Source organism: Paenibacillus violae, assembly GCF_032461945.1.
In the GTDB taxonomy this organism is placed as follows: Bacteria; Bacillota; Bacilli; order Paenibacillales; family NBRC-103111; genus Paenibacillus_E; species Paenibacillus_E violae.
The window spans coordinates 147,902-174,461 of the sequence record NZ_JAWCUD010000005.1 but is presented as its reverse complement, the minus strand read 5'-3'; the positions used below and the strand labels follow the sequence as shown (position 1 = coordinate 174,461).

The window sequence follows — 26,560 nt, the reverse complement described above, 5'->3', positions numbered from 1 at the left end:
ATATAAATTGAAGTTGACAATACATAAACAATAACAGAAACAGGAGCGATGGACAATATGAAACTCACTTTGCGCGGCGTTGTTTTCAGTGCACTTTTTGCAGCAATTCTTGTCTTATTCAGCTTTGCAAGCATCTCACTACCTTTTACACCTGTCCCTATTACTCTGCAAACGCTAGCGGTCATGCTTGCCGGCGGCTTGCTCGGAGCACGTTACGGCTTCTTCAGTATGGCTCTCGTTGTGATCCTGACGGCAATCGGGTTTCCTCTGCTTCATGGAAATGGCGGTTTAGGCATCGTGCTCGGACCTACGGGTGGTTTTATTATGATCTGGCCGTTCTCCGCTATGCTGATAGGTATGATCCTGCCGCGTGTTCGTGTGAAAGGCTTTATGGGCTACCTAGCTGCCTTCCTCGTGCTTGAGATTTTCGGTTCTCTGCTTCTTTACCTTGCCGGAGTTCCGTGGTTGATGTACAAAGTGCCGACTTATACGTTTGCAAAAGCGATGGCAGCGGCTTGTTACCCCTTCCTCATCGGGGACGCGATCAAAGCTGCGGTTGCTGTGCTGATCATTGTGCCGGTTCGGCAAGTGTTTTCCCCAGAGCGGCTTACCGGGTCCTCCTCGCACAGCGTTGTGCAGCGTACGGATGTCAGAATGTAAACATCTAATGCGGTCCCTAAATCGCAAATCGTTAATTACAGCCTTGCTGCTCATTTCTTTGAGCGGTGAGGCTTTTTTATGCTTGCTTGGCATGTAGTGATGTGATTTTTACGTTTTTGTAATGTGCAGGTCTGATTTTTTATTCGATTGTAATGCTCTGACGTGTAAGCTTGATCTTGTAAGCAGGCACGACGCAAGAAGTACCATGCAGACGCTTGGACATGAAGCAAAAAGCAACTATGTAAACCTAGCAACGCCATTATATTGAATAGGAGTGTTATAGATGAAAAACAACAAAAAAGCAATCGCCGCTTTGACCATTACAGCAACTGTAGGCTTGTCCGCAATTCTACCTTTCAATGCTTTGGCCGCGAGCCCTTTCGCTGATGCCGCGAATTCTTCCAAAGTACAAGCTGCTATTGAACAATTGGCTCAACAACAAGTGCTTTCCGGATATGAGGATCACAGCTTTCTTCCTGATCAGGCTGTAACTCGCGCTGAAATCGCCAAAATGGCCGCACTCGCTTTACACGTCAACGTGGACACAGCAGCAATAACTACATTTAGCGATGTAACAAAAGGAGATTGGTTCTACACTTACGCTGCTGCCCTTGAATCTGTAGGAGCTATCTCTGCTGCTAACGGTCATTTCCAAGGCAGCTCTACAATCTCTTCCGAGCAGTTGGCAGACGTTATTGCGAAGGTGTTAAAAATTGATGCTGCCGCAGTACAGCAATTACCGAGCTATTCATCATTGACAGGTAACTCCGTGACACGTGGTCAGGCCGCTCTACTCATTTTCGAAGCGCAGCAATTAGCTCCTATCCATGTGACCAAGCTGGAGGTTTTGAACGCAATTACCTTGCAAGTCACCTTCTCTGCACCGATTCCTACGGCAGAATTAGAACTTGAACCTGCGTCCAAAAACTTTGTTTTTGACAATGGTTTGGCTATTAACAACGTTCCACGTTTAAAAACAGGTTCCACTTCAACGTACATCGTTCCAGTTCCAACACAAAAAGCCGGCACGACCTACACACTAACATATAAAGGTGAGCTTGCAGGCACTTTTACAGCGAGCACAGAGAAAATTGCTTTGGATTCCACGCAGCAAGTGGCCAATGACGTTTTTGAGGTCGAGTCCCATTTGACTGATGGCGTAGCGGACTACGGTTATGTCATTGCAGCCTATGCCAAAGGTCGTCCAGGTGCCTTTATCGTGGATGAGAAAAACCAATACAATGGCATGACCTATCAAATTCTTTCTTCGATGCGGAACCGTGTGGTGCAAATTACGCCTGAGGGCGGTGCACCGATGACGGCCACCTATTTGCCTTTCACACAGGCAACGGATGGTCGTCAAGCGCCTAAATTCCTTCTGCCTAACGGCGAAACGTTGAAGCCGGGCGTGACTTACACAGTTTCTGCGGACTGGGCTACTTTGAAAAATGCTACATTTACAGCGAAAGACATCGCGCCGCTAACGATTCAATCCGCTTCCGCAGTGGATGCGAAAACGATTAATGTGGCCCTTTCCCAGGATCCAAAGGATGAAATCTTCGTTTCACGCCGTGTTACTTTGACGGGTACAGACGGTACTGTACTGACAGCAGAATACACGATTACCACACGTAAAGGTGCTGTAGGTACTTTCGCTCTGCTAAATAACGGCCAGCTTGTGCCGGGTATGACTTATACTGTCGCTCCAGAAGGCAAGTGGGCTACGGCTGCGGGAGTAAGTTTGACTGTAGCGAAATAAATTTTTATGAAGCGTATTGGGAAGGAGTACCTTGAATGAGGTGCTCCTTTTGTTCTACCATTCATTCCAATGAGGTGATTGATATATGCTTTTCAAAAATCGTGCGTTATTCTCGATGCTGACGTTAGTTCTTTTCATGGTTGGCTACAGTTCGCGTCCTGCGCCTGTTGCGATGACAACTGCAACGCCAACGCCAACTCCTACACAAACGCAAGAACCAGCACCAGCACCATCAACAACACCTACAACAATGCCTGCTCCTGAACCGCCTGTGTCAAAAGGGAAATCAAGCCTACTCGTAACTCACTCCAAGAGTGATTATATGTCTTTCCTTGATCCAGCCACGGGTCAATTCGAAAAGCTGACGGTTGGCAAGGCCCCTTTTGCCATTGCTGAAGGTCCTAACCATCGCGCCTATATATCCACCGCGGAAGGTGTTGCTGTCGTGGATACGCAGCAGCGCAAACGTGTTGCGTTAGTACCATATAAGGCAGCTGACGCCATCGGCAAGCCTCAATATGGTGAATACCGTCCTGGCGGTATGGGAATTGCTGTATCCCCTGACGGCAAATTCGTCTATGTCGGTGTGTACGTGACTGGTGGTGGCAGAGGGATGAAAAGCCAACTGGAGATCATGGATGCAGAGAAACTCGCCATGACTGGCAGTGTCGCAGTTGGAGTTCGGCCGTTCGATGTGGTGATCAGCCTTGACGGCCGGGAGGTCTACAGCATCGATCACGATTCCTACTCCGTGACCGCTGTCGATCCTTTGCAGCTCAAAGCTCGCACGCTGGAAGTAGCTCTCTTCGGCAAAGGCGGCTTCGAGAAGCCGCACTACGCCGCGGTTCGTGCCGATGGCCGCCTGCTCCTGCCGTATCAGGGGCGAGGCCTGGTCGTGCTTGACCCAACTAGCGGCAAGTACGAGACGAAGCCGCTGACAGGCAACACGCACCAAGAGGGTGTGGCCCTGACAGCGGATGGTAAGCAGCTGCTCATCGTCGGCATTGGCGCTGCGGGAAGCGTAACCGGCAAGCCTAACTTGACGGTGCTCGACGTCGAGACGTACGCCGAGAAGATAATCCCGCTGGAGCGGATGCACCAAATGGTCGCCGCGAGCGCGGATAGGCGTTACGCCTACCTCACCGGCGGTGTCACTTATGCAGATACTGGTTGGAACGGGATGACCGTGGTAGACCTCGTCTCTGGCGCTGTCCGCGACTTCGTGGTGCCGGATTATCCGCTTGATGTGCAACTGCTTTCGGAGTGAGACTCTCGGCCAACTTTTGCTGCACCATCCACACTTTCTTCCCCTGAGACGGCCTATTCGGTTGTCTCGACCGTATCTAGCTACTTTTCTTGAGGTGAGACAGCCTTTTGTACGCTCTCGGCCAACTTTCGCTGCACCATTCACACTTTCTTCCCCCGAGACGGCCTATTCGGCTGTCTCGACTGTATTTAGCTACTTTTCTCGAGGTGAGACAGCCTTTTGTGCGCTCTCGGCCAACTTTTCTGGCACGTCTGTACTCATCTTCAACCGAAACTGCCTCCCGGATGGGAACTACAGGGCGCTATTTCTTCGAAAAGCACCCAGTTTCGAGCTGAGAGGGAACTACGATCCGCTATTTGCACCCTTTCGAAGGGAAACCCAGAAATTCCGTGCAAATAAGGCCCTGTAGTTCCCTTCCCGGCTCCACCCCCTCCATAATCGTCAAAATAGAGGACCGTAGTTCCCTCCCTCACCAACATCAAACAAAAAGCCCCCTCATCTGATAACAATCAGACAAGGGGGCTTCTGCGTTCACTCCTGCTTCGCCATATAACCTACCCCCGGGTAGGTTACAATCAGCTCGGCAGCAGCGCCTTCCGCTGCGCTTTTGATCTTCTGGCGGATGCGGGCGATGGTGACCCGCAGGTACTCGACCTCGTCGCGGTACTCGCTTCCCCAAACCTCGCTGAGCAGCTGCTCATGGGTCATGACTTTCCCCGCATGCTGCAAAAGCAGCGCAAATAAGTTGTACTCGGTCTCCGTGAACTTCACCTCGGTGTCGCCCAGCCAAATACGGCGCTGGGCGAGGTTCGCGGTCACAGGGCCGAGCGTGATCTCGCTCGTGGTGACCGGCGGTGCCATGCGGCCATCCATGCGCCGCAGCACGGCATTCACTCGCGCGAAGAGCTCGTCTAAGGAGAATGGCTTGGTCAAATAGTCATCCGCCCCGAGGTTAAGCCCCTGCACTTTGTCCGCTCCATTGCTGCGCGCGGTCAGCATGATGACCGGAACGCTGGAGTAGGAGCGCAGCCTTTTTAACACATCGAATCCGTCCATGCCCGGCATCATCAGATCAAGCAAAATTAAATCCGGATCGAACTCCTCGGCTTTTTCCAGCGCCTCCGCCCCGCTTTGGCAGGTCAAGGTTTCAAAATCCAATGATTTGAGATTCGCCGCAATGAAACGCACAATTTTCGGTTCATCATCGACGATCATGATTTTCTTCTTGTTCATGTCCGTTCTCCTCCCCTAGAAACCTCGGTATGGAGAGAGTAAATGTGCTTCCCTCACCAAGCTTGCTTGCCACATGGACTTCTCCGCCGTGCGCATCCATGATGCCTTTGCAGATCGCCAGCCCCAGCCCTGTCCCTCCGGATTGACTTCTCGAAGAAACATCCACCCGGTAGAACCGGTCAAATAGTTTGTCCACGTGCTCCGCAGCGATACCAATGCCATTGTCCTGCACATCTAAATAGACAAAATGCTCATCCGCATGAGCCGAAATTCGGATAATCGGGTGCTGCGTATTATACCGAACGGCATTGGTGAACAAGTTCACGAGCACCTGCTCCATTCGCAGTTTATCTACATAGATTAGCGGCGTATCCTCCGCCACGTTCACCTCAAATTGCGTATGCATGTCGTTTGCCTGCTGTGGAAGTCTTCGCATCGCGCTTTCGACAACGGCCTCCACACGTAGCGGCAGCGGGTTGATTCGCATTGCGCCGGAATCGATTTTGGAAATATCCAGCCAGTCGTCAATCAGGTCCTGAATACGCCCGATATCCTCGTGAATGCCTTCTAGCAGCTCTTGCTTAAAGCTTTCTTCCCACTTCGCATCGACTCGTAGCAGCGTTTCTACACTGCCGCGTATGCTGGTGATGGGCGTTTTGAACTCATGGGAGGCGAGTGAGATCAGATCATTTTTCAAAGCATCGATTTCATGTTCCTTCGTCATATCGCGCCACACATAACCTCGGCCAAAAACCCGTCCTTCTCTAGCCACCTGAAAAGCCGATACCATCATAAAACGTTTTTTACCCTGACCACTTTTTACCGTAAAAGTCCCTTGTACCCTCGGCCCCGCCGTCAACTTCTCCAGTTCATCCTGACGTTCAGGCAGCAGCAGCGCAATACGATCAAACAACGCCGATTCCTGCATAATCGCCAGCTCAGGCATCGGAATAGCGAAAATTTCAGCCATCCGATGATTGGCATATACCACTTGATGCGCCATATCGATCAATACGACGGCATCGGACATGCTCTCCAGCACCGCATTCAAAGTCGCATGCTCATCCTGCAGCCGCTGGGTCCTCTCTTCGACACGGTCCTCCAACTCACTGTTGAGCTGCAGCAGCGCGCCTTGATTCTCTTTGATCTGCTCCGCCATCTTGAAGAAATCATCTGCCAGCAATTGCAGCTCCAGAGGCGCCCCTTGCGGAACGACCTTGCTGTCCGGCTCTACGAATGTTCCTCCTGCCAGGCGTTGGGTGTATCCAACCAAAGCATGGATGGTGCCATTCAACCTTTTCGCCAAAAGACTGCCGAGCAGCACCGTCAAAATAAGCGTAACCACCAAGAGGAAGATCGTAATACTTAGCGACTCTGTAAAAGCGGCATTAACCGCAGCTTTGGATTTGCTCACCCAAACGATCCAATCGATATCGGGGATGGCTTTGTAAGTAATCAGTTCTTTTTGCTTGGAATTGCTTAATGCATAGGTTCCTTCGCCTTGCTTCTGACTCCGTGCGTCTGCAACGACTGGCTCCTGCGATAAATCCGCCAACGTTGCGGTCAACGCCTCATTCGGATGATAAATGGGCTTGCCAGCATGATCCAGTACCACGGGATATGCTTCTTTTCCGTAATCGTACTTCGTCACAAGCTCTTTGATGGGCGTAAGCTCCAGCACAGCGAGCACAAAGCCATCAGGCTGTTTATTACCTTTATAAATGGGTACTGCGATGGCGACAGCCGGCTGGTTCAGCCCTTCCGGTCCGATGAAAAGCGAAGAGATGATGGTGTTATGGGCGGTCTGCACCCGTTTGGTGTAGTCCCGATCTTTCACATCTGTACCGATCAGCGAATCATTGGCCGTGGTATGCGTAGCCTTAATGAAACCATTTTGATCAACCACATAAATACCTGAGAAACCAGCCAAGTTCTGCTGCAGCGATTGCAGCTTTAACGTCAAGCTCTCGCGCGTCCGAAAGGCCGCATCCGAGGCTGAAATCGTGGCCGCCAGCGTTTCAACCGCATTGCGGTGATAGTACATATAATCCTGCACAGCGTCCCCCAGACGGTAGGTCGTCAGCTGCTGGTTCCTATTGGACTCCTGCGTAATATGCGTTATTTGATAAACCTGAAAGGTGCCAAGAATCAGAACCGGAATCATTGCCATGATAGCAAACGTTACCGTCAAATGTGATCGCATGGAATAATGCTTCAAAAGCGTTCCCCGCCCTTCCTTGATCTCTCTATTTTATCATTAGAAAAAATGTAATGAAAATGAAATGTGTTTTTCATCTGCTTTTAATGAACTGGGCCTATAATAAGTCTCAACCCCCCTTTAAAATATATATACTTAAGACCTGCAGCCCGTTGCTGTGGGTCTCTTTTTTTCCTTCCAGCTGCTTGGATCCCAAGTATGACCTTGCTATAATGTATAGATACTAAACAAAAAGGGCGGCTGAACCATGAACCAAGATCTCCTCATCACGTACAAATTTCGCGAAATTAAAAATGCCCTCTCCTCCTATTTGACGCAAGTGCTTCCCCATTTTCACATTTCACCGATCATGATGTATGCGTTAGAGTTTCTTCGCAAGCATCCGGATTGCATCGCCGTTGATATGGCCAATGAATTTGGCCTAACTCGGGGAGCGATTACCCAGCTGCTGGATAAATTAGAAGAGCAGGAGCTAGTGATTCGCAAGCCTCACCCTACTAGCCGCAGAAGCCTGTTGCTGCAAGTAACGGACAAAGGAAATAAGCTGATAAACGATATCTTGGAAGCGTATAATAACAAAATTGAACAGCTCTTCACGCCATATACCGAAGATGAGCTTGCGCAGCTCAAAAAGCTATTGGAGAAGCTGCCGCTATAGCACGAAGATCCCGACCTTACTCATGTTGGGATTTTTTAAATGACTTGACTATTCTGTTGAATTAACATACTGTATAGTTATTAAACAGTTTATTACATTAACATTTGGAGTGGTGAATGATGAGCAAAAGCAAAGTTATCGCGATTACCGGCGCCTCCTCTGGCATTGGGTTAGCGACCGCCCTGAAATTTGCAGAATTAGGCTGGACGGTTTATGCTGGAACACGCCATGTAGAGCGTGATCAAGAGCAGCATGGGCACCGTGCGAATCTTCATTTTATAGAGATGGAAGTAACAAGCCCTGAGTCGCTGGAGAAAGCTTTTGCTGTGATCGACCGGAATCACGGTTACATGGACGTCCTGTTCTGCAACGCTGGTTTTGGTTTTTTAAGAGCATTAGGACAAGCGACGATGGAAGATATTCATCGGGTTTATGATACGAATGTGTATGGGGTTATGCATACGATCCGCGCTGGACTTCCGCTTTTGCGTAAATCAGACGCCGGACATTTGGTAGCCACAACAAGCGTTGGCGGTCTAGTGGGACAACCTTTCAATGAAATCTACTGCTCGGCTAAATTTGCCGTTGAAGGTTTATTAGAAAGTTTAGCTACGTACTACAAGCCAACCTTCAACATTGATGTTACGCTGCTTGAGCCCGGCGCGATTGCAACTAATTTTAACCAGACGGTCCTTGGGCATGTCCAACAAACCGGCGGCATTCTGGAAGATGAATATAAACCGATCATCACGCAATATTTGGACGCCTTCTCCAAACGGAACTCGGTGCCCCAAACGTCGGAATCGGTCGCCGAAGTCATGGTGAAGCTGATGGAAATGGATCCGAAACCGCTGCGCATTCGCACTTCAGAGGCGGCGGAAGCTTTTGTACAATATAAAGTCAGCCAAGACCCTACCGGTTTGGACGGTATGCTGAACACACGTAAGCTGCATTTGAATTTATAAAAAAATCAGGACCCGCCTAACCGTTCAACGGATAAGGCAGGTCCTTTTGTTTTTACACATGCGCAATAAGCTGGCCTTCTTTGACTGTAACGTCATAGGCCGTAAGGCTTTTGGTCGGCACATTCAGGCACGCGCCTGAGTGAAGATCGAATGTCCAGCCATGCATCGAACATACGAATTCCCCTTTTTCAGCCTCCACAATAGCTCCCGCATGCGGGCATCGGCTGGAGACGAGCCTGTACGTTGCTTGATCCTCAGCTTGAATTAACCAATACAAGTTCTTATCGAACACAACTTCTGCGGGCAGCTTGGTGAAACTTTCGACAGGCCCTAACAGCACTTCTTTCATGTAGACACTCCCCTGTTTATTCTGTTTCAGCATACAGTTTACTACATTTTTTAGTTCAGGTGATTCAAGCCAACACATAATTTCCCACAATGTTACGATAGGATGTCCATAATCTTACGGTACATTTAGGTTGTAAGGGAGAGGCACCTCACCTACATACCCCAAAATCGAGAGGAGTTTTCTACAATGAAAACACAATGGAAACGTCGCGCAAGTCAAGCTAGTCTGCTAGCTTTTATGGTAACAATGGCTTTCGGAGCAGTAGGCAGCGCATCAGCGGCTGACACGACTACAACAGATACGAAAGCAAGCACTGCAATCACATCAGCAACACCGGTAATGGCAACCAGCGCGGTTCAGCTGCACTCGGTCTCAGGCAGCCTGTTGCTGCAACCAGCTCATGAGCGTAACTATTTGAAGCTATTGGTCAGCAACTATGCTCCGGAGAGCTTGACTGCATGGAAACAAGCGTTAGAGGATCGGAAACAAGCTGAAAGCGAGATGCCGAAGCCTGCTTTTGCCAAAACAATGGTGATCAAAAGCGCAGCTACAATTCAGCCAGCTACGCCAGGTACGTTGGAAACTAAAATGTTCAAACTCGATCCTGCTCAACCGGCTCCAACTTTACCTGACGGCGAAGCGGCTCAATTGCTCCCAAGTAAAGAAGCAATGAAGTTCACCGTTATCAAAGACGGCGCGGACGCTACCGCGACCATCCAAGCACTTCCACTTGAGGGAACAGCTATCTCTGGTGATATAATTAAAGCAGAATCATCCGAAGCGTTCAAGCGCCAACAAAAGCTAGCGGAAGCTGTCGAAGCTGACGATGCAGCTACGATCCAAAGCCTGTTGCCTGAGCTGCTCACGGATTACAAAAAAGAAACGGAATCGCTGCGCAACTTCGCAAAAACATTGAAAGAACAAGCTGCCAAAGCAGATGAGAAATCAACAGAGGCAGAAGAATCTAACTAACTTTTTATAGATAAAAAGCAAATTGACTTTTCCGGTGGACCGAACGCAAAATTGCGAACGGCTCCACCTTTTCCCCATCGCTGAGTAAAAAAAAGGAGAAATCTGCATGTATCGCATTCATTTAGTAGAAGACGAAGAGCATCTCAGGGGCGTACTGGCCGCCTATTTGGAGAAAGAGGGGTGGCAAGTGCGTTCGTTCGCTGACGGGACCTCGGCAAGATCCGCCATATCGGAGCGGCCGGACTTGTGGGTCCTCGATATCATGCTCCCCGGCGTAGACGGATATCAGCTTATGCGCGAGATTAAGGCGGATCAGCCGGCGCAGCCCGTTATTTTCATATCGGCGCGAGATGCGGATATCGATCGAATCGTTGGCCTGGAGATGGGTAGCGATGACTACTTGGCCAAGCCTTTTTTACCTCGCGAGCTTGTCATTCGCACTCGCAAGCTGCTGGAGCGCGTGTACGGCGGACACCCTGCCGGCCTGATGCCTGCACAGCTGGAACGCCGCACGAAGCTGAATGTGGCTCCTTATTTGATCGATGAGCAAGCACGCACAGTAACTGCAGAGGATGGCACCAAACTGGAGCTGACCTCCAAGGAATTTGAGCTGCTGCTATATTTGGTGAGCCATCATGGGCAAGTGCTAGAGCGTGAACAAGTGCTCCAAGCTGTTTGGGGAATCGACTACTTCGGAACAGACCGGGTCGTGGATGATTTGGTACGAAGACTTCGCCGCAAGCTGCCGGAACTGCGTTTAGAAACCGTATATGGATACGGGTACAGGATGGTGAAAGCATGACGCTTCGATTAGGACAATGGCCGCTGGCCATGAAGCTTTGGGGAGCATTCGCGGCTTTGACGCTGCTTATTTTTACGCTGCTTGCCGTTCTGCTGCCTTGGACGTTGAAAGGTTTTTTTACAGAGCAGCTGTATGATATTTTACTGGATACGCAGAGTGGGCTTCGCATGGAAGCTACGACGTTGACGGCACCGACCCTAACGCTGGCAACTAAGGGTACAACCGCGCAAATAACGGATATCATAACGAACGTAAAAACGTTGACACCTATCAATCAGGCTATCCCTGATGCTGATGCCTCAGAAACGGAAACAATGCCGGAGACGACTAGCATACAAACGGGCAGCGCTATACCTACTATCCCCTTGGAAGCCTCTATTGCAACGAAGGTGATGTCTCCCTTTACAGCAACCTTGAGCGCTCCGGCGATTCGGCACTTTACGATTAGCGGAACCCAAGAATCACTGGCCCTTAGCAAATCTTTCACGAGTGGAGAGCCGTTCATGCAAGCCATGGAACAGGATGCTTTTGCCCAAAAACAGCCCGTTGCCAAGTATACGACCATCATTGATAAGAAAAGTATCTTTTACGTGATTCGCAAAGAAGTTGTTCAGGGCCAACCCAACTTTATCGTTTCCTATGCCTGGGGCAATTATCGCAATGACCTAGTCATGACCATGTTCGGCAGACTTATGCTGATGATGGTTGGTCTCATCGTGATTTCATGGCTGCCCTGTCTGATCATCGCGCGGTATTTCACTCGTCCGCTCGTTCTGATGGAGCAGCACGTTGGGCGTATGGCTGAACGAGATTGGCATGACCCGATTGAAACCGGGCGCAAAGATGAAGTAGGACGTCTGGCCAAAGCGATTGAAGCGATGCGGCAGCGTCTCGTGCGCCAGGACCGCGCGCAGCAATTTTTCCTTCAGCATACTTCTCACGAACTGAAGACCCCGGTCATGGTGATCCGCAGTTATGCCCAGTCCATTCTCGACGGCGTTTTCCCGAAAGGGACCTTAGGCGAAAGCTTAGGCGTCATTCTGAAGGAAGGCGAGCGCCTCGAGAAGCGGATTCGCGACCTGCTGCTGCTCAACAAGCTGAACTATGTCACCGCTCGCGAGAAGCCGTTCCGCCCTTTCGAGCTGCACGAGGTCATTGAAGACGTGGTTGAACGGCTGCGCTATCGCCGTCCTGAAATCGAGTGGGAGATGGAACTCCCCCCTGCTACCTTGCATGGCGATCCCGATCAGTGGAAAATCGCCTTGGAGAACATGCTCGACAATCAGCTCCGCTATGCTAAAAGCGGTATCCGGATTCTCCTCACGCCGTCATCCCATGGCGATAACAAGGAAGCTGCAGCCGGATTCTCGCGGCTGCAGATCAGCAACGATGGTCCGCCGCTCGATCAAGCGATCGCGGACAGCCTCTTTGAGCCCTTCCGTTCTGGCGGAGACGGCCAGTTCGGACTTGGTCTTGCCATCGTGAAGCAGATCATGGACCATCACGGTATGACGGTCCGCGCCGCGAATGAGCGAGGCGGGGTTGCCTTTTACCTTGAGCCTGGGGAAACAGCGCAAATGGATAGTAAACTCAAGGTCCCGAAGGTTTCGTGAGATGTCGGCGAAAACGTCGAGAGGCAAACAAAAGAGGCTTCCCATGGTCATCATGTGACCGAGGGAGAGCCTCTTTCTTGAGTTTTTATGCCGCCGATTTGCTTTGATTGCGGCTCATGACCCACAAGGTGAGCCAAATAACGATGAAGCCAGCGAGCTGTCCTACGGTTAGCTTTTGCCCGAAGACAAGCCAGTTCACGCAGACGCCAACCGCGGGGAACGCAAGCTCCGCCAACGTGGCGAAAAACGCCTTGGTCGAGGACAGCCCCTTATAATAGAGGAGCATGGAGAGCAAGCCCGGGAAAAACGCCTGGAATAACATGTTAACGGTAATAAGTATCAAGCCGCCGCTAGTTCCGGTTACGTGCCAAGCATCGCCGCTAGCCACAAGTACGACTGTCAGCAATGGGATGGCAAGCAGGAAACGCAGCGAAGTAACAATGGGGAAATCCAGTTTTTTCTGCAGCAAGAACTTGCCCATGACCGTCGATCCGCCCCATAAGCTGGCTGCAAGAATTGAAAATAAGCAGCTTAGGGTGCCCAAATCTTTGAGGCCCATCTCTGGCGACGAAAAGCCGAATGTCAGCAAATACGTGCCTAGCAGCGCCACCGCGATATAAGCAAAAAATTTAGAAGGCAGCGTCTCTTTGAGCATCACGCGAGCTAAAATAATAGCAAATAAGGGCTGTAATTTCTGTAAAAGTAAAATCGCGTTCGCATTACCATGCGAGAATGCGGCTGTAAACAAAATCGTTGCTATCGCCGACCCGCCCCAAGAGATGAACAGCAACGCGCCGATGACTCCTAGTGACAGCTTACCAATCAAGGTTTTCCGGTACTTCACGAGTATTGGCAGCGCGTAGCAGGCAAGGAGCAAGTGCTCAATAAATACGATTTGCGCGGAAGAAAAGCTTTTTAACAGCAAGATCCGAAAGAGCGGGTCGAGCCCCCAAAGCGTAGCACCTAGCGCCACATACCAAACTCCGCTAATGCCCCCTGAGCGCGCTGAAACCACATTCGCGTGCTTTGTTCCTAGCTTAAATACATTTTCCAATTCAAAAACCTCCTAAGGAATTTTTGAATTGAACCCTCTGAAAAGAGACAATGCCCCCGCTTCATGATCAGCGGGGGCATTGACAAACAGACCTGTCAAATACCTGAGTTTTTGACAAGCTGTTTTTCACCTTCTCCCATCCGGACTATAACCGTCGGCCCTGGAATCTCACCAAGTCAGTCCCAGCCTAACAGGCCGGGAGTCGCGGGCTTGAGATACATATACACGTATCCTCACCGCCGGTAGGGAATTGCACCCTGCCCCGAAGGTTCAATTATTCAGTTTGTGGTCACTTACAAAACATAAGTGATATTTATTCCTGAATATTAGCACCATAAAATAAAAAAAGCAAGGATTTTTCATCCTTGCTATAAGCTAAGATATTTCCACTCATTTTCCGATATATAACTTGTTAGCCCATCAATCATAAAGGAGGAGACTCATGGACGTTCCTGCGCTTTCCATGTCCGTAGCTCAGGGCAGCTTAGCTCAAGCTGTACAAATACGGGTTCTTAGCATGGCTAAAGATCAATCCACGCAACAAGCTCAGCAAATGGTACAAATGATGCAACAAAGTGTTCAACCAAACTTGGGTGGGAATCTAGATATTAGTGTCTAGTTTTACCCTTTGGAGAAGGAGAATGAAGAATTCTCCTTCTTTTTTGCTATTGATGTTGTATAATCGTGACATCTGCCACGCTGCCATTATTTCATTTTAGCAATCGGAATATGGAAATATAGAATCAAGAAAACCACACCTACTAAACACAGCAACCACGCCCATAACGGCCTCGTAAAATGCAACCGCAGCCCAATGAACATGAAAACCCAAACCGCAATTGACCACCAAAAATTCCAGTTGTTATGATAAGTAAGCATTTTTATTAACAGAAATAGTCCTTCAATGCAGGTAAATACAGCCGACCAAATGGCAATATAGACCACTTGTCTCAGCGGACGCGACTTAAGTGGATATTTGTGTAAGTACACCATTACAATGCACGGTAGATTAGTAAAAGCAATCATAAAATCTGCGATGGTATGGTTAGGCGTTACCGCGGATTTATGAAATTCCCATAGCGAGAAATTATAGCTTAGAAGGCTAATGAGAAAATCCACGCAGATGGCAAAAAGAATAGTTGGATAATAGGTCTTCCAGTTTCTCCAATCCCCTAAAAACCAAGCTGCAATCAAGCATAACAAGGCAATGACTACAGGCAAATATGAACTGATCAACGCTGTTATGTGACCCATCACTTAGCTCCATTCCATCAAACTTGTGCTGCCTCCGTTCAACCCTGTGCTCCTGTGGTTATTATTTCTATAAATGTTGTTTCATATGAAACAGAACGCAATTGACTTACCATTCTTCGCACTCACGCCGTTTTTCGCCGTTGCATCAATGGTTTCAAGCTATCCAGATTCGCACAAATCGTCCCGGCAATAACAGTTACCACGCCTACAGCTGTGACCCAAGTGATGCTCTCACCATAAAACACGACCCCCACCGCCAGGGCAATCAATGGAGAAATGTACAGCCATGTCGCTGGAAAAACCGGATTCGTTTTGGCCACTAACCAATAGAACAGACTATGTCCTACCATAGAGCCAATCACGATTAAATACAGTAGAGAGCCGGCTGCTTTTGGAGAAAATAAGCTGTGAACGTCCACAGGTTCTGTAAAAAATGAAAGAATCAGCAGCAGCAACCCTCCGCATATCATCTGCGCCGCGTTCAGCGCAATCGGCGATGCCTCAGGAAATTGCTGAATGACCTTTTTGGAATATAGAGCTCCCATACAATAGAACAGTTCTCCGACCAGAATCGCCACGCTCCCGATCACCCAAATGATGTTGGCGGATACCGCAAGTTGTGGCAGCAAGAGGATGATAATACCTGCAAAGCCGAGTATGCAGCCAAATACAGAGAGCATTGTCGTCTTCAGACGCAACACGAAGGTTTGGAGCATGAGAATCATAATCGGTCCAGTAGCCGATAAAACGGCCGCAATCCCGGAAGAAACATATTGCTCCGCCCAATACAAAGTTGAGAATGTGCCAAATGTAAGACCGATGCCTGTTAGCAGCATTTCTTTGCGAAATAAAAGAGCTAGGGTCGCTTTTTTCCGCCACAATAACCAACCGAACAAAAGCATCCCTGCAATAAAAAACCTCAAGCCTGCTGAAAAAAATGGCGGCGCTGACGCATCCACCCCGACCTTAATCGCCAGAAATGTCGTGCCAAAAATTAGACAGATAAGCAAATAATTAAAAATAATCATGACTGTTCCCCCTCTTGGTATGTATCATACTAGGTAAGCAACAGATCAGATGTGTAACACTAGAACAGTTTTCTAATGATTGTTGTATCATAGAGTAAACAGAGGGGGAAAATCGGATGAAGACGCCAGGAACATCTGGAAAAGAAGCTAATCTGCTTTTCAGGCAAGCTTATGAGTATATGGTTACCCGCATGGATCGCGGCGAGTGGCAAGCCCATGACAAGCTCCCCTCCATCCGGCGTCTTGCCGAAGAGCTGCAGGTGCATAGGCTGACCGTTTTTCGTGCTTATCAGCTGCTGAAGCAGCATCAGAAAGTTTACGTCAAAGAGAAATCCGGTTATTACGTAAGTCCTTGCAAGACGGAGGAGCAATCCCCGACGGAGCATGCGGAAAAAGGCCGTTCATTCACAACGTCCAGCGCTTTAAAAAACTCGCTGTCAGAAATCCAGCAAATCCCTGTCACATACCAATTCTCGCAAGCTTTGATCGATCCCAACTTGCTGCCGAATCTTTTTTTGTCCGAACATGTGAAAAAGGTTTTCGACATTTATCCTAAGCTCATGGGCACCTACTCCAACGCACAAGGGGATGAGGAGCTTCGTGAGTATCTCTGCCGTTACATGGTTCGGCATCATAACCTCCAGCTCGCCGCAAGCGATCTTTTGATTACCACAGGCGGTCAGCAGGCCATCGACCTCATCTCCCGGATCTATATCCGCCCCATGGATCCGATCTTGGTTGAGCGGCCGACGTATAGTGCAGCGCTTGATATTTTCCGCCAGCAGGGGGCGCGGTTTATTCCTGTCGAGATCAACCCGGACGGCTATGATCTGGTGAAACTCGAGAAGCTTATGGAGAAGCATAAACCACGGCTGTTTTATATGAATCCTACCTTTCATAATCCTACCGGGTATACGGTTCCGTCCGCACAGCGCAAGCAGCTCGTTGAACTAGCTGAACGCTATCGCTGTCTGCTGATTGAAGATGACGCTATTCACGAGATGTACATGGACCAACCTCCTCCTCAGCCTATGCTGACCTATGACACGGAAGGTTGGGTCGTGTATCTCCGCAGTTTTAGCAAATATATCGCGCCTGGGCTGCGAATTTGCGCCGTCATGGGAGGCCTGCATGTCATCCAATCGCTCATCACCGCCAAATCATTAGCTGACAACGGCACACCGCTCGTCAATCAGAAAATGTTCCTGCATTATTTCGAATCTCCTCGAATGCAGCAGCATTTGGAGAAACTGCGCATTGCTCTGCAGATCCGAAAAGAAATTGTAGAGCAGGAGCTAATCTCCACCGGATGGCGCTGGGTTAGCCCACAGGGTGGCTTCAACCTATGGATCCAGCTTCCGGACCATATCCCGGTTGAGCAGCTGCTGAAGGAGTGCCTCCGGCAATCGGTCTCCTTCGTACCTGGCGTGATCTGCGATCCGCTCAGGGAGATGAGCTCCTGGATCCGTTTAAGCTATTCCTTCGTGAATGAGGAGCATTTACGGGATGGTGTTAGACGGCTTATCGCTATTGCTGGGCGTTATGCGAGCGATGGCGAATGCTAGTATGAGGTTAGCAGGAGTGGGAATGGGAGCTTGAGCACGAGGAGATGCGGAAGCTTGAGCACAAGGAGGCGCAGGAGCTGGAACATAAGCTGGGCATGAGCATAACAACGTGTCTCAGCTGAGATAACTGGAAAATCTACCGTTACTTCGTGCCTCGCCTGTCTGGGGATTGAAATAGTTGGAAGAACTACCTCTATTTCTTCAGCAGCAAGCGAAAACCACCTGATTCAACCGGATTAGCGGTAGTAATTCCAGTTAATAACACAAAAATGATATAATTCGTAAAAATAACAGGAGTATTCGGCGTTACTTACCAATAATCAATCTCCGCTCAGTGTGCTCTATAGCCCTATTCAAAAGTTGCTGTCTTTAGGAAGCGTCCCTCAGCTGAAATAGCGGGAATTTTAGAACTCAGAGGAACTACGAGCCCCTATTTGTTCCAGAAACCGCTATTTGGCACATCTAGAGGAACTATGAGCCTTTATTTCACCAATAATGGCATTAAAGCAGCTTGGTGATGGGAAATAAGACCCTCCAGTTCCTTCAAAATAGGAAAACGGATGGCTACAGCCAAAATAACGCCCTCTAGTTCTGCTTCCCCCAGCACGTGTAAAAATTTACACTCTTGCAGAAACTAACCCTACATCAACGACTCATTACTAGGGGCCTTGTACGTGATTTTAATTACGAATCTACTTTTCGTTATAGCTGCAATTGTTTCACGAGCCTATAAGCAGTGGGATAAATACTACGACGTTATGCTTTTTGTCTCTTTCTGCAATTTGCTTTACAATTTCCTGTGTCGAGAGTACTTGACCTGGTCGTTTCACCCTGATTTGTTGCTGAACCACAAAACGGCCGACCTTGTTAACACTTTCCTGCTGCTCCCAAGTACAACGCTGCTGTATCTCACTTTCTTTCCTGCGGCCAAACGCCGCCAAGTGATTTACTATTTCCTGTGGGTAATCGGTTTTTCGGCGCTTGAATATCTGTGGTATTCTTACGACCGAATCACTTACCATCATGGGTGGAACTTTATATGGTCGATTGCCTTTTACTTCTTCATGTTCGCGGCTATGAGACTGCTTCATACGAATCGAGCGGCCGGGCTGCTTTTTTCTGTTGTAACGGTCACATTCTTGATCATCTATTTTCACATCCCACTCTGGAAATAAAAAAAGGTGCCCTGCGAGTCTGCAAAAAGACCTCGTGGGCACCCCGATTCATATTTAAGCTTTAACCTTCGCTTTAATTTCTTCAAGCGGCTTATGATTGCCGTATTTCGGATACTCACGTGTGGACGGAGCAGCCCACTGAACCGCATTGGAGATTACGCGGCGGATTTGCTCATTGTAGTAAGTACGGTAAGTCTCATGACCTGGACGGAAGTAGAAAATTTTCCCGTTTCCACGATTAAACGTACAACCGCTGCGGAATACTTCTCCACCTTCGAACCACGAAACCATGATTAACTCATCCGGCTGCGGGATATCAAAGTGTTCTCCGTACATTTCCTCAGCTTCAAGATCGATGTACTCCCCAATGCCTTCCACGATTGGATGGCCTGGCGCAACAACCCAAATACGCTCTTTTTCGTCTGCTTCACGCCATTTGAGGTCACAGGATGTGCCCATCAGCTTCTTGAACACTTTGGAGAAGTGTCCGGAGTGAAGCACGATTAGCCCCATACCTTGCCATACACGTTTTTGAACGCGCTCTACGATCTCGTCTTGCACTTGGTCATGCGCTTTATGTCCCCACCAGATAAGAACATCGGTGTTATTCAAAACCTCTTCGGTCAAACCGTGCTCAGCATCGTCTAGAGTCGCATAAGTGACATCTACATTCCCGCTAATGCCTTCGCCAATTGCTGTATGAATGCCGTCCGGATAGGCGGCGCGTACAATTTCACTTTCTTTTTCATGACGGTACTCGTTCCAAACCGTTACTTTCAGCTTTTGACTCATCTTCTTATTCCCTCCAAGATAACGTATTCATTCATAATGTGAGTATAGTCCGTCCCTTCCCGGAATGAAAGGCAAGATTGTGCCTATTTATTATTCAATAGTGTCCTCGGCAAGTAAACAATGTTATACTTTCTCTTGATAAACCTTACCTGTAACGTCGTTTTACATATTCAAAAATGTCCTACCCTATAGCGAGGTATACGAAAACATGGAATCCGCACATAGTGCTTTCTCCGAAATTGTCAATGAAGAAGTTATTTATCAGAACCCGCTGCTTTTCCTAAAAATATGGGAGCTAGGCTCCGACTCCGCTCACTTCGGTGTCCCAACGCCTTGGCTTTGGCATTCGCATAAGCAGGTTGAGTTCCTGGTCGTCATGGAAGGCCTCCTGGCTATTCAAACCAAACATGAACTTACGGTGTTATCCGCAGGAGATGTGATCGTGTTGGGCTCCTCCCAGCCCCATCGGACGTACAAATACTCCGCCGGCCCCTTGCGGCAGATCGTTTTCCAAATTGATCTCAAGCAGCATTTTGACCTGAGTACAATGCCTTACCTGCATTGTTTCTCGGAGCTGACGCATCCGCTTGAGCAGTTCAACGAGCTTTTCCGGAGCAATCCGGCCGTGAAGCAAGCCGCTTATGACCTTATTCTTCAGATTTTCGAAGAGTCACAGTCCCGCAAAATTGGTTACGAGCTTGCCATCAGCGCGGCGATCAAGAACCTGCTGCTGCTTATGTTACGCAATGACAACCGTGATCTGTCCGCACTTGCGGAGGATTCAGGCATCGCTCGCTTGCGCCCGGCGCTAGATTATATCGACAATCATCTTGGCGAGCGAATTACGGTTGAAGACGTCTGCTCCTTGCTCAATTTAAGCTATCATTACTTTATTAAGTATTTCAAAAAAGTGATGGGGATATCCTTCGTGGATTACGTGAATTACAAGCGCATTAAAAAAGCCGAGCGTCTCCTGCTAACAGGAGACCTCAGCATGATGGAAGTCAGTTTTGAGGTTGGCATCCTCAATATGGCGCAGTTCTACAAGCTGTTCAAGCGGCATAATCAATGCTCGCCCAAAGAATTCAAACAACGCATGCGCAGTCAAACGGGGGTCGCCCCCCTGCTGGCGCAAGCGGATTAACGTCAGCCAGGCAGGAAACCCTGCTGGCTGACCAACACACGCTCCTGCGGAAAATGCCGCAGGAGCTGTTCGTGCACGCGCTTGTACGCATCCGGACTGTACCAGTCCGAAAGCCCCTGCGCGTCATAGATCGCGCGCACGCCGATGCGTGCCGTGCGCTTGCCCCCACTGCCATCGCCCATGAAGTAATCGTCGATGCACACCCGCTCCACGATGCCCGCGAGCCGCTCGGCGAACTGCTCCGAGCTCGGCAGCACCGGCGCTATCGTGGCCTGCACGGGAATGCCGCGAGCCGCGAGCTCGCGCAGTGCCCCCAGCCGCGCCGGTATCGGCGGCGCGGACGGGGTGAACGCTCGGCGGACATCCTCGCGGTCCGTCTCAACCGTCATGCTGACTCGGACACGGTCGCCGAGCAGCGCTAACAAATCCGCGTCCCGCTTCACCAGCGGGCTGCGGGTCTGAACGAACAAGAAGTCCGGCGGCTGCACGGACATCACCTCCAGGAGCGAGCGGGTGATCCGCTCCTTATACTCGCTCGGCTGGTACGGGTCCGTCGCCGACGACATGAAGATCGTGACCGGGCCTTTTCGCTTCGCTTTGGCCAGCTCGTTCTCCAGAAGAGCCGCGGCATTGGCCTTCACATCGACCCAGGTGCCCCAAGCCTCCGTGCGGAACAGAGCCACCGGCATCTGTCTCACGTAACAGTAAGAGCACGCAAAAGCGCAGCCCGTATAAGGGTTCAGCGTATGCGAATATCCCTCGAGAAAGCCGCTGGCTTTCGTGAGCAGCGTCTTCGCTGACTTGTGGTTCACCTCAGTCTGCATACGTACTCCTCCTCCTTTTTCTGCTGCTTACAACCCGACCTTTTCCAGAACCAACAGTTTCTCTTTATTCACCAATCCACCGCGATATCCGGTTAACGCGCCATCTTTCCCGACCACGCGATGGCACGGCACCACGATGAGAACCGGATTAGCGCCAATAGCGGTACCGACAGCTCTTACTGCACTAGCTTTATCCAGCTTCTGAGCCATCTGTGAATAACTGACCGTTTCACCATGCGGTATTTCTTTTAATGCGCGCCACACGGATTGTTGAAAATCAGTCCCGCGCAGATCCAGCGGCAATGTGAACGTTTTGCGTGAGCCTCGCAGATACTCCTCCAACTGCTGCACATAAGGCTCTAATGCGGCCTTATTCTCCATCCAGCCATAATCAGGGAAACGATGTTTAGCCCATTTGGTTAATTCGGACCACGCTTCTGCATCAACGATACCTCGCTCCGCATCTCCCGTTTGATATTGCAAATAAATTAAACCGTCTTCCGTTGCCGCGATCAAAAAGTGATTATCCAATAAACGAACTACGCTCCAATATATGGATTTAGCCGCTGTCTTCGCTTCTATTGTTTGCATCCAAGAACCCTCCTCGGTTATGGTTAGATGGTAGTGCCAGACTGACGAAATTCCGATGGCGTGACACCCGTCTTTTTCTGAAATACAGTGGCAAAATGAGCGGCATTCGCAACGCCGACCAGCGCACCGATGGCATTCACAGGCTTATCTGTTTCTATTAAAAGCTTCTTAGCTGCTTCAATTCGTTGTTGTTGAAGATAAGTGAGAGGCGTAACGCCCTTCAAGCGTTTGAATGTCCTTTGCAAATGATAAACGCTGGCATAGAATTGCTCGGCTAATACCGAAAGCGTAATCGGCTCGGTATAACTTTCCTTGATATAGTCGGCTATTAGGTCGACCCACTCTTCATCCGGCAGCCGAATGCCATCAGGCCGGCATCTTTTACAAGGGCGGAAATGTTCCGCAACCGCTGTCTGACGATCAGGAAATACCCGGACATTTTCCCGCTTCGGCACCCTCGATTTGCAGGATGGCCTGCAGAAGATACCTGTTGTCGTGACCGCATAATAAAATGTGCCATCGTAACTCGCATCATTTCCAATAATAGCTTGCCAATACCTGTCTTGCATGGCTTCGCTCCTCCCGTGCCTTCCCTCTACTAGCTCAGTATACCCAAACGGGTCCTCTCTTGTAAGGGACGCGAGATGAGAAAGCAAGATTACGAAAGCCGCCTTCAGCGATAATAGAGCTAGTCCAACTAACCGATTATAGGAGAAATGACTTATGCCGTCTTTTGACCCTTCCCTTCTTACATGGAGCGAGCAGACAAGCTCTTTCACACTGCCACTGCCTGAACCTTTTCAATATGAGCAAAATCTTGGCTATTTGACCCGCTCCACCAATGAATGCTTATTCCATGTGGATAACTCAGATATTTATAAGCTGCTTCTCGTTGGGGATAACCGTGTGCTGATCGCTGTACACAGTGAGGATAACTTACAGCTTCGCATTCGTATTCTATCCAGCGCCGATACCTCTGTAACTCCAGCTCTTCTTGAAAATGTCGCCCGTTATGTGTGGGAGTGGTTTGATCTCAGCACAGACCTTGCTCCGTTCTATGAGCTGGCTGGACACGATCCTCTACTCGGCCAAGTCACTAAGGATTTTTGCGGGCTTCGCCTGCTGGGAATTCCGGATCTGTTCGAAGCGATGAGCTGGGGGATTATGGGACAGCAAATCAACCTTACTTTTGCCTATACACTCAAAAGACGCCTCGTGGAAGCCTTCGGTACCCGGCTGGACTGGCAAGGACGAACGTATTGGGCGTTCCCTGCGCCTGAGCGGATTGCCGGGCTTGCACCGGAAGCCTTGACTGCACTGCAATTCACGGGTAAAAAGGCCGAGTACTTAATCGGCGTTGCCCAGATGATGGCCGAAGGCCGGCTGGCCAAGGAACAGCTGCTGGAGATGAACGATTTTGCGGCTATCGAGAAAGAACTGCTGAGCATTCGTGGCATCGGCCCTTGGACGGCCAATTATGTCCTTATGCGCTGTTTGCGCAACGCCGCCGCTTTCCCGATTGCGGATGTCGGTTTGCATAACGCGCTGAAGCATGTGCTTGGCTTAGACGAGAAGCCGACACTCCCCCAAATTCGCCAGCTTGCTGAAAACTGGAAAGGCTGGGAGGCTTATGCTACCTTTTATCTATGGCGTGTCCTCTATTAGAGCATGAGAATGAAGGAGCGAACTCACAGTGAAATTTCTAGGGTTAATCGAACAACTATTTGCCCAATACGGTTACTTGGTCCTGCTGCTCGGGCTGCCGCTTGACGTCATCGCGCTTCCGATCCCTCCCGGCAATACAACCATGACCTATACAGGGTATTTATCTTATAAAGGGGTGCTGAGATGGGCGCCGGCGATGATCTCCGCCTGGGTCGGTTCGATCATCGGTATGTCGATTACCTATTGGATTGGGTACAAGCTGGGGATGCCGATTATCGAGCGTTTTGGCAAACTGCTGTTCCTGAAGCCCAGCCATTTGGACAAGACACGGAGCTACTACGAAAAGTTTGGCAATAAAGTGCTGCTTTTCAGCTTCTTTTTACCCGGGATCAGGCAGTTTATTTTCTACTTTGTAGGCATCATTCGCATTCCATTCCGGGTTTTTGCAATGTATGCTTTCACAGGTTCTGCCTTATGGGTCGTTGTTTTCTTTGGAATCGGATACCTGTTCGGTGAACAGTGGCAGGCGATATTCATGTGGGTAGAGAAATTTTTGATTTATGCGATAATTGGTGTGTGCGCTGTGCTGGCGGGAATCCTGTTAGTTAAATGGCGAAACCGTTTGAAGACGGGGATTTAAACGTATAAAAAGGTTGCCCCATCGGTCACAGAGATCGATAGAGGCAACCTTTCTTGCATTTATTGTGGTGTTGCTGGTGGCTCTGGTGTTGCTGATGGTTCTGGTGCTGCCGGATGACCTGGTTTTCCTTTGAATTTAAAGCCTTCATGACCAGTACCCGGTTTCTTCGGGGGTACTCCGCCTTTGCGTTCAACGAAGCTTTTGAGCTCATCTGTTAAATTATCTTTCAGCTTCGCGATCAGTTGATCCTCTGTGATGCCTTTATCTTGGGCGATTTCAGCCAGAGACTTCCCTGCTTTGCGCTGCGCAGCAAGCTCGTCTTCCGTGATCCCCAGGATCGTTGCGATTTCTGCGGAATTTCCGAACATCCCACCTGGCATCATGCCTCCACGCGGTTGTACGCCTTTGAAATCCATGATATGCGGTTTGGACTCCACCATTTTTTTCAAGCGATCCGCCAGACCCGATTTCATTTTATCGGCCTGCTCTTGCTTCAATTTTCCGGCTGTGACTGCATCATCAATCTTCTTAGTCTCAGCTTCCGTCAATTTGGCCAGAAGTGCTTCTTCCGTCAGATTCGCTTTCTCTTGAGCGATTTGTACCAGTGTTTTCCCTTGTTTGATCTCATCCTTCAACACAGTCTGATCAATCCCAAGAATGGCAGCAAAATCGAAAGCTCCTCCTTTACCGAATTCAAAACCGCCTTTGGCCGGCCCATGACCTTGGTTATTTGAACCTCCACGAAAATCTTTATGATGGTTATCCTTGAATTTGTCCTTCTGAGGTGCAGGCGTTACCGTACTCGTCTCATCTGCGAATACCTGGTTATGCTGAAGCGCGAGGCCACCGCCAATGAGTAGTCCTGCTGCGAGCGTACTGACCAGCACTTTCTTGTGAATAAGCTTCATCCTGTAACTCCACCTTTTTCATGAATTGGTCTAATTTGCTTCAGTATACAGGACAATTGTGAAAAAAATTTGAAGTCACATCTCATTCCGTCAAAAAGTTTACGCTGTCTTTCCGCCCCTTGTCATTCCTATGAAACAAAGAATTGCCCCTATCTCCATGCAAGCAATGATGATGCCTAGCGGTACTGCAGTCTGGCTGCCGCCAAGACCAACAAGCGGAGCAACCAGCCCCCCGATGATAAAAGAAAGCAGTCCCAGCAGCGCCGCTGCACTCCCCGCCGTTTTCCCTTGACTTTGCAGAGCAAGCGAGGAAGTGGCTACGGAGACAGGCCCTACGCTGGAAACGATGAAGAAAAAGGCGACAAGGATGGCCGGAAGCCCCGTCCCGATGAGAACGGCAACGAGAAGCAGCAGGCCGCCAAAAGCAGCCATGGCCAGCCCACCTGCCAGCAAGCGGTGATCGCTTACTTTGCCTGCGAGCTTGCCCGTCACTTGACCGGCAAGGATGACGCCAAGCCCGTTCACGGCGAAGCAAACGCTGAATATTTGCGGAGAAACGCCGTAAATCTCCTGCAGCACGAACGGCGAGCCGGAAATATAGGCGAACATGCCGGCAAAGACGAGCCCTTGTGTCAGCGCATAGCCCATGAACATGCGGTTTGTGAGGAGCCCTCGGAACGTTCGCAGCGTGTTGGCGAGGCCGCCCTTGGAACGGCGATCCGGCGGATGCGTTTCCTTCAGCCCCCATGTTGCAGCTAGCAGCATCAGCACGCCAATCGCACCTAGAACGAGGAACACGCCGCGCCATGAAGTGAACTGCAGAATCTGCCCGCCTGCAATCGGCGCAAGGATGGGCGCAGCCCCATTCACCAGCATCAGCAGCGCAATAAACTTCGTCAGCTCCACGCCTTCGTACATGTCGCGCACGATTGCGCGGGAAATGACGATCCCGGCGGCGCCCGCCAAGCCTTGCACGAATCGCAAGCCTAGGAACACGCCGATGGACGGCGCAAACATGCACAGAATCGAAGAGATCGCATAGAGGATCAATCCGATCAGCAGCGGCGTGCGTCTACCGCGCACATCGCTGACAGATCCTGCGATGAGCTGGCCGATAGACAGACCCAGCATGCAGGCGGTGAGGCTCATTTGCGCGAGTGAGGTGCTGGTATGGAGATCGCCGGCCAGATTCGGCAGTGCCGGCAGGTACATATCCAGCGAGAGCGGCCCGAAGGACGCTAGGGATCCGAGCACGAGCACGATCCATAATCGGCTGTAGCGGCCTGTGGACATGCCAGCTTGGGAAGCCAGTTGGTTGGACATTTTGATCACAACTTTCATTTAGTAGTTCAATTAAGCTAACATTGCGTCTTAATTTTGTCTAGTGTGAAAAGCAATAGCCAGAGCACTGCCCTTCCGCTATA

26 protein-coding genes and 1 riboswitch are annotated in these 26,560 nt (G+C 49.8%); of the genes, 14 read left to right on the top strand and 12 right to left on the bottom strand.

Going from position 1 to position 26,560, the window contains the following annotated elements; genetic code table 11:
* The first annotated feature begins 57 nt into the window (after positions 1-57).
* The 3 genes from RQP52_RS16730 (at position 58) to RQP52_RS16720 (ending at position 3,686) form a co-directional block, all read left to right on the top strand.
* Positions 58-660 (top strand): biotin transporter BioY, encoded by a 603-nt coding sequence (locus RQP52_RS16730; protein WP_315952940.1) that lies wholly within the window; start codon positions 58-60, stop codon positions 658-660.
* 283 nt (positions 661-943) lie between these two features.
* Complete coding sequence (locus RQP52_RS16725) at positions 944-2,419, top strand: S-layer homology domain-containing protein (RefSeq protein ID WP_315952939.1); 1,476 nt, start codon at positions 944-946, stop codon at positions 2,417-2,419.
* Positions 2,420-2,504: 85 nt separating this feature from the next.
* Entirely contained in the window at positions 2,505-3,686 is a 1,182-nt protein-coding gene (locus tag RQP52_RS16720) for a YncE family protein (protein WP_315952938.1), read from the top strand.
* Positions 3,687-4,217: 531 nt separating this feature from the next.
* Here RQP52_RS16720 and RQP52_RS16715 read toward each other — a convergent pair.
* Together RQP52_RS16715 and RQP52_RS16710 are read right to left on the bottom strand one after the other, a co-directional pair.
* Entirely contained in the window at positions 4,218-4,919 is a 702-nt protein-coding gene (locus tag RQP52_RS16715; RefSeq protein WP_315952937.1) for a response regulator transcription factor, read from the bottom strand.
* A complete protein-coding gene (locus RQP52_RS16710) occupies positions 4,888-7,122 on the bottom strand; it encodes an ATP-binding protein (RefSeq protein ID WP_315952936.1) in 2,235 nt (744 codons plus the stop codon). The genes RQP52_RS16715 and RQP52_RS16710 overlap by 32 nt, the downstream gene beginning before the upstream one ends.
* A 262-nt stretch (positions 7,123-7,384) precedes the next feature.
* On the opposite strand from RQP52_RS16710, the gene RQP52_RS16705 reads away from it, so the two are divergent.
* Both RQP52_RS16705 and RQP52_RS16700 read left to right on the top strand, forming a co-directional pair.
* The gene (locus tag RQP52_RS16705) at positions 7,385-7,795 is read left to right on the top strand and encodes a MarR family winged helix-turn-helix transcriptional regulator (RefSeq protein ID WP_315952935.1); all 411 of its coding nucleotides are present in this window, start codon (positions 7,385-7,387) and stop codon (positions 7,793-7,795) included.
* Between the two features lie 119 nt (positions 7,796-7,914).
* A complete protein-coding gene (locus RQP52_RS16700) occupies positions 7,915-8,760 on the top strand; it encodes an SDR family oxidoreductase (RefSeq protein WP_315952934.1) in 846 nt (281 codons plus the stop codon).
* Positions 8,761-8,812: 52 nt separating this feature from the next.
* Here the strand turns inward: RQP52_RS16700 and RQP52_RS16695 are convergent, their stop codons facing one another.
* Entirely contained in the window at positions 8,813-9,109 is a 297-nt protein-coding gene (locus RQP52_RS16695; protein WP_127456847.1) for a Rieske (2Fe-2S) protein, read from the bottom strand.
* A gap of 186 nt (positions 9,110-9,295) precedes the next feature.
* Between RQP52_RS16695 and RQP52_RS16690 the strand changes: the two genes are divergently transcribed.
* From RQP52_RS16690 to RQP52_RS16680, 3 genes are all read left to right on the top strand, one after another.
* Positions 9,296-10,081, top strand: a complete 786-nt coding sequence (locus RQP52_RS16690) for a hypothetical protein (RefSeq protein ID WP_315952933.1) — start codon at positions 9,296-9,298, stop codon at positions 10,079-10,081.
* 106 nt (positions 10,082-10,187) lie between these two features.
* Positions 10,188-10,883, top strand: a complete 696-nt coding sequence (locus RQP52_RS16685; protein WP_315952932.1) for a response regulator transcription factor — start codon at positions 10,188-10,190, stop codon at positions 10,881-10,883.
* Positions 10,880-12,496, top strand: coding sequence for a HAMP domain-containing sensor histidine kinase (locus tag RQP52_RS16680; protein WP_315952931.1), 1,617 nt, complete (start codon positions 10,880-10,882; stop codon positions 12,494-12,496). The genes RQP52_RS16685 and RQP52_RS16680 overlap by 4 nt, the downstream gene beginning before the upstream one ends.
* Positions 12,497-12,581: 85 nt before the next feature.
* On the opposite strand, the gene RQP52_RS16675 is transcribed toward RQP52_RS16680, so the two are convergent.
* A complete protein-coding gene (locus RQP52_RS16675) occupies positions 12,582-13,511 on the bottom strand; it encodes a DMT family transporter (RefSeq protein WP_315953118.1) in 930 nt (309 codons plus the stop codon).
* Between the two features lie 163 nt (positions 13,512-13,674).
* Positions 13,675-13,824, bottom strand: a riboswitch (FMN riboswitch).
* Between the two features lie 168 nt (positions 13,825-13,992).
* Here RQP52_RS16675 and RQP52_RS16670 point away from each other — a divergent pair.
* Positions 13,993-14,169: a YjfB family protein gene (locus tag RQP52_RS16670; RefSeq protein WP_315952930.1), complete on the top strand. Its 177-nt coding sequence runs from the start codon at positions 13,993-13,995 to the stop codon at positions 14,167-14,169.
* 86 nt (positions 14,170-14,255) lie between these two features.
* On the opposite strand, the gene RQP52_RS16665 is transcribed toward RQP52_RS16670, so the two are convergent.
* Entirely contained in the window at positions 14,256-14,804 is a 549-nt protein-coding gene (locus RQP52_RS16665; protein WP_315952929.1) for a CBO0543 family protein, read from the bottom strand.
* A 122-nt stretch (positions 14,805-14,926) separates the two neighbouring features.
* Positions 14,927-15,832 carry a DMT family transporter gene (locus tag RQP52_RS16660; RefSeq protein WP_315952928.1) on the bottom strand — a complete coding sequence of 302 codons (906 nt, stop codon included), beginning with the start codon at positions 15,830-15,832 and terminating at the stop codon, positions 14,927-14,929.
* 116 nt (positions 15,833-15,948) lie between these two features.
* On the opposite strand from RQP52_RS16660, the gene RQP52_RS16655 reads away from it, so the two are divergent.
* Both RQP52_RS16655 and RQP52_RS16650 read left to right on the top strand, forming a co-directional pair.
* Positions 15,949-17,397 (top strand): aminotransferase-like domain-containing protein, encoded by a 1,449-nt coding sequence (locus tag RQP52_RS16655; protein ID WP_315952927.1) that lies wholly within the window; start codon positions 15,949-15,951, stop codon positions 17,395-17,397.
* Between the two features lie 674 nt (positions 17,398-18,071).
* Positions 18,072-18,572 carry a CBO0543 family protein gene (locus RQP52_RS16650; RefSeq protein ID WP_315952926.1) on the top strand — a complete coding sequence of 167 codons (501 nt, stop codon included), beginning with the start codon at positions 18,072-18,074 and terminating at the stop codon, positions 18,570-18,572.
* Positions 18,573-18,626: 54 nt separating this feature from the next.
* On the opposite strand, the gene RQP52_RS16645 is transcribed toward RQP52_RS16650, so the two are convergent.
* Positions 18,627-19,364 (bottom strand): ThuA domain-containing protein, encoded by a 738-nt coding sequence (locus RQP52_RS16645; protein ID WP_315952925.1) that lies wholly within the window; start codon positions 19,362-19,364, stop codon positions 18,627-18,629.
* Between the two features lie 208 nt (positions 19,365-19,572).
* Here RQP52_RS16645 and RQP52_RS16640 point away from each other — a divergent pair, with 208 nt between their 5' ends.
* Positions 19,573-20,508 (top strand): helix-turn-helix domain-containing protein, encoded by a 936-nt coding sequence (locus tag RQP52_RS16640; protein ID WP_315952924.1) that lies wholly within the window; start codon positions 19,573-19,575, stop codon positions 20,506-20,508.
* A 2-nt stretch (positions 20,509-20,510) separates the two neighbouring features.
* Here RQP52_RS16640 and RQP52_RS16635 read toward each other — a convergent pair whose 3' ends face one another.
* Genes RQP52_RS16635 through RQP52_RS16625 form a run of 3 tightly spaced genes read right to left on the bottom strand, consistent with a single transcriptional unit; the run spans position 20,511 to position 22,492 of the window.
* Positions 20,511-21,332 carry an SPL family radical SAM protein gene (locus RQP52_RS16635; RefSeq protein ID WP_315952923.1) on the bottom strand — a complete coding sequence of 274 codons (822 nt, stop codon included), beginning with the start codon at positions 21,330-21,332 and terminating at the stop codon, positions 20,511-20,513.
* A gap of 27 nt (positions 21,333-21,359) precedes the next feature.
* A complete protein-coding gene (locus RQP52_RS16630; RefSeq protein ID WP_315952922.1) occupies positions 21,360-21,923 on the bottom strand; it encodes a methylated-DNA--[protein]-cysteine S-methyltransferase in 564 nt (187 codons plus the stop codon).
* Between the two features lie 23 nt (positions 21,924-21,946).
* On the bottom strand, positions 21,947-22,492 hold the full coding sequence (locus RQP52_RS16625; protein WP_315952921.1) for a bifunctional transcriptional activator/DNA repair enzyme AdaA: 546 nt from the start codon (positions 22,490-22,492) through the stop codon (positions 21,947-21,949).
* Positions 22,493-22,646: 154 nt separating this feature from the next.
* On the opposite strand from RQP52_RS16625, the gene RQP52_RS16620 reads away from it, so the two are divergent.
* Together RQP52_RS16620 and RQP52_RS16615 are read left to right on the top strand one after the other, a co-directional pair.
* On the top strand, positions 22,647-23,588 hold the full coding sequence (locus RQP52_RS16620) for a DNA-3-methyladenine glycosylase family protein (protein ID WP_315952920.1): 942 nt from the start codon (positions 22,647-22,649) through the stop codon (positions 23,586-23,588).
* 28 nt (positions 23,589-23,616) lie between these two features.
* A complete protein-coding gene (locus RQP52_RS16615; protein WP_315952919.1) occupies positions 23,617-24,228 on the top strand; it encodes a DedA family protein in 612 nt (203 codons plus the stop codon).
* 59 nt (positions 24,229-24,287) lie between these two features.
* On the opposite strand, the gene RQP52_RS16610 is transcribed toward RQP52_RS16615, so the two are convergent.
* Positions 24,288-25,136, bottom strand: a complete 849-nt coding sequence (locus RQP52_RS16610) for a hypothetical protein (RefSeq protein WP_315952918.1) — start codon at positions 25,134-25,136, stop codon at positions 24,288-24,290.
* A 99-nt stretch (positions 25,137-25,235) separates the two neighbouring features.
* On the bottom strand, positions 25,236-26,459 hold the full coding sequence (locus RQP52_RS16605) for a multidrug effflux MFS transporter (protein WP_315953117.1): 1,224 nt from the start codon (positions 26,457-26,459) through the stop codon (positions 25,236-25,238).
* Positions 26,460-26,560 lie beyond the last annotated feature (101 nt).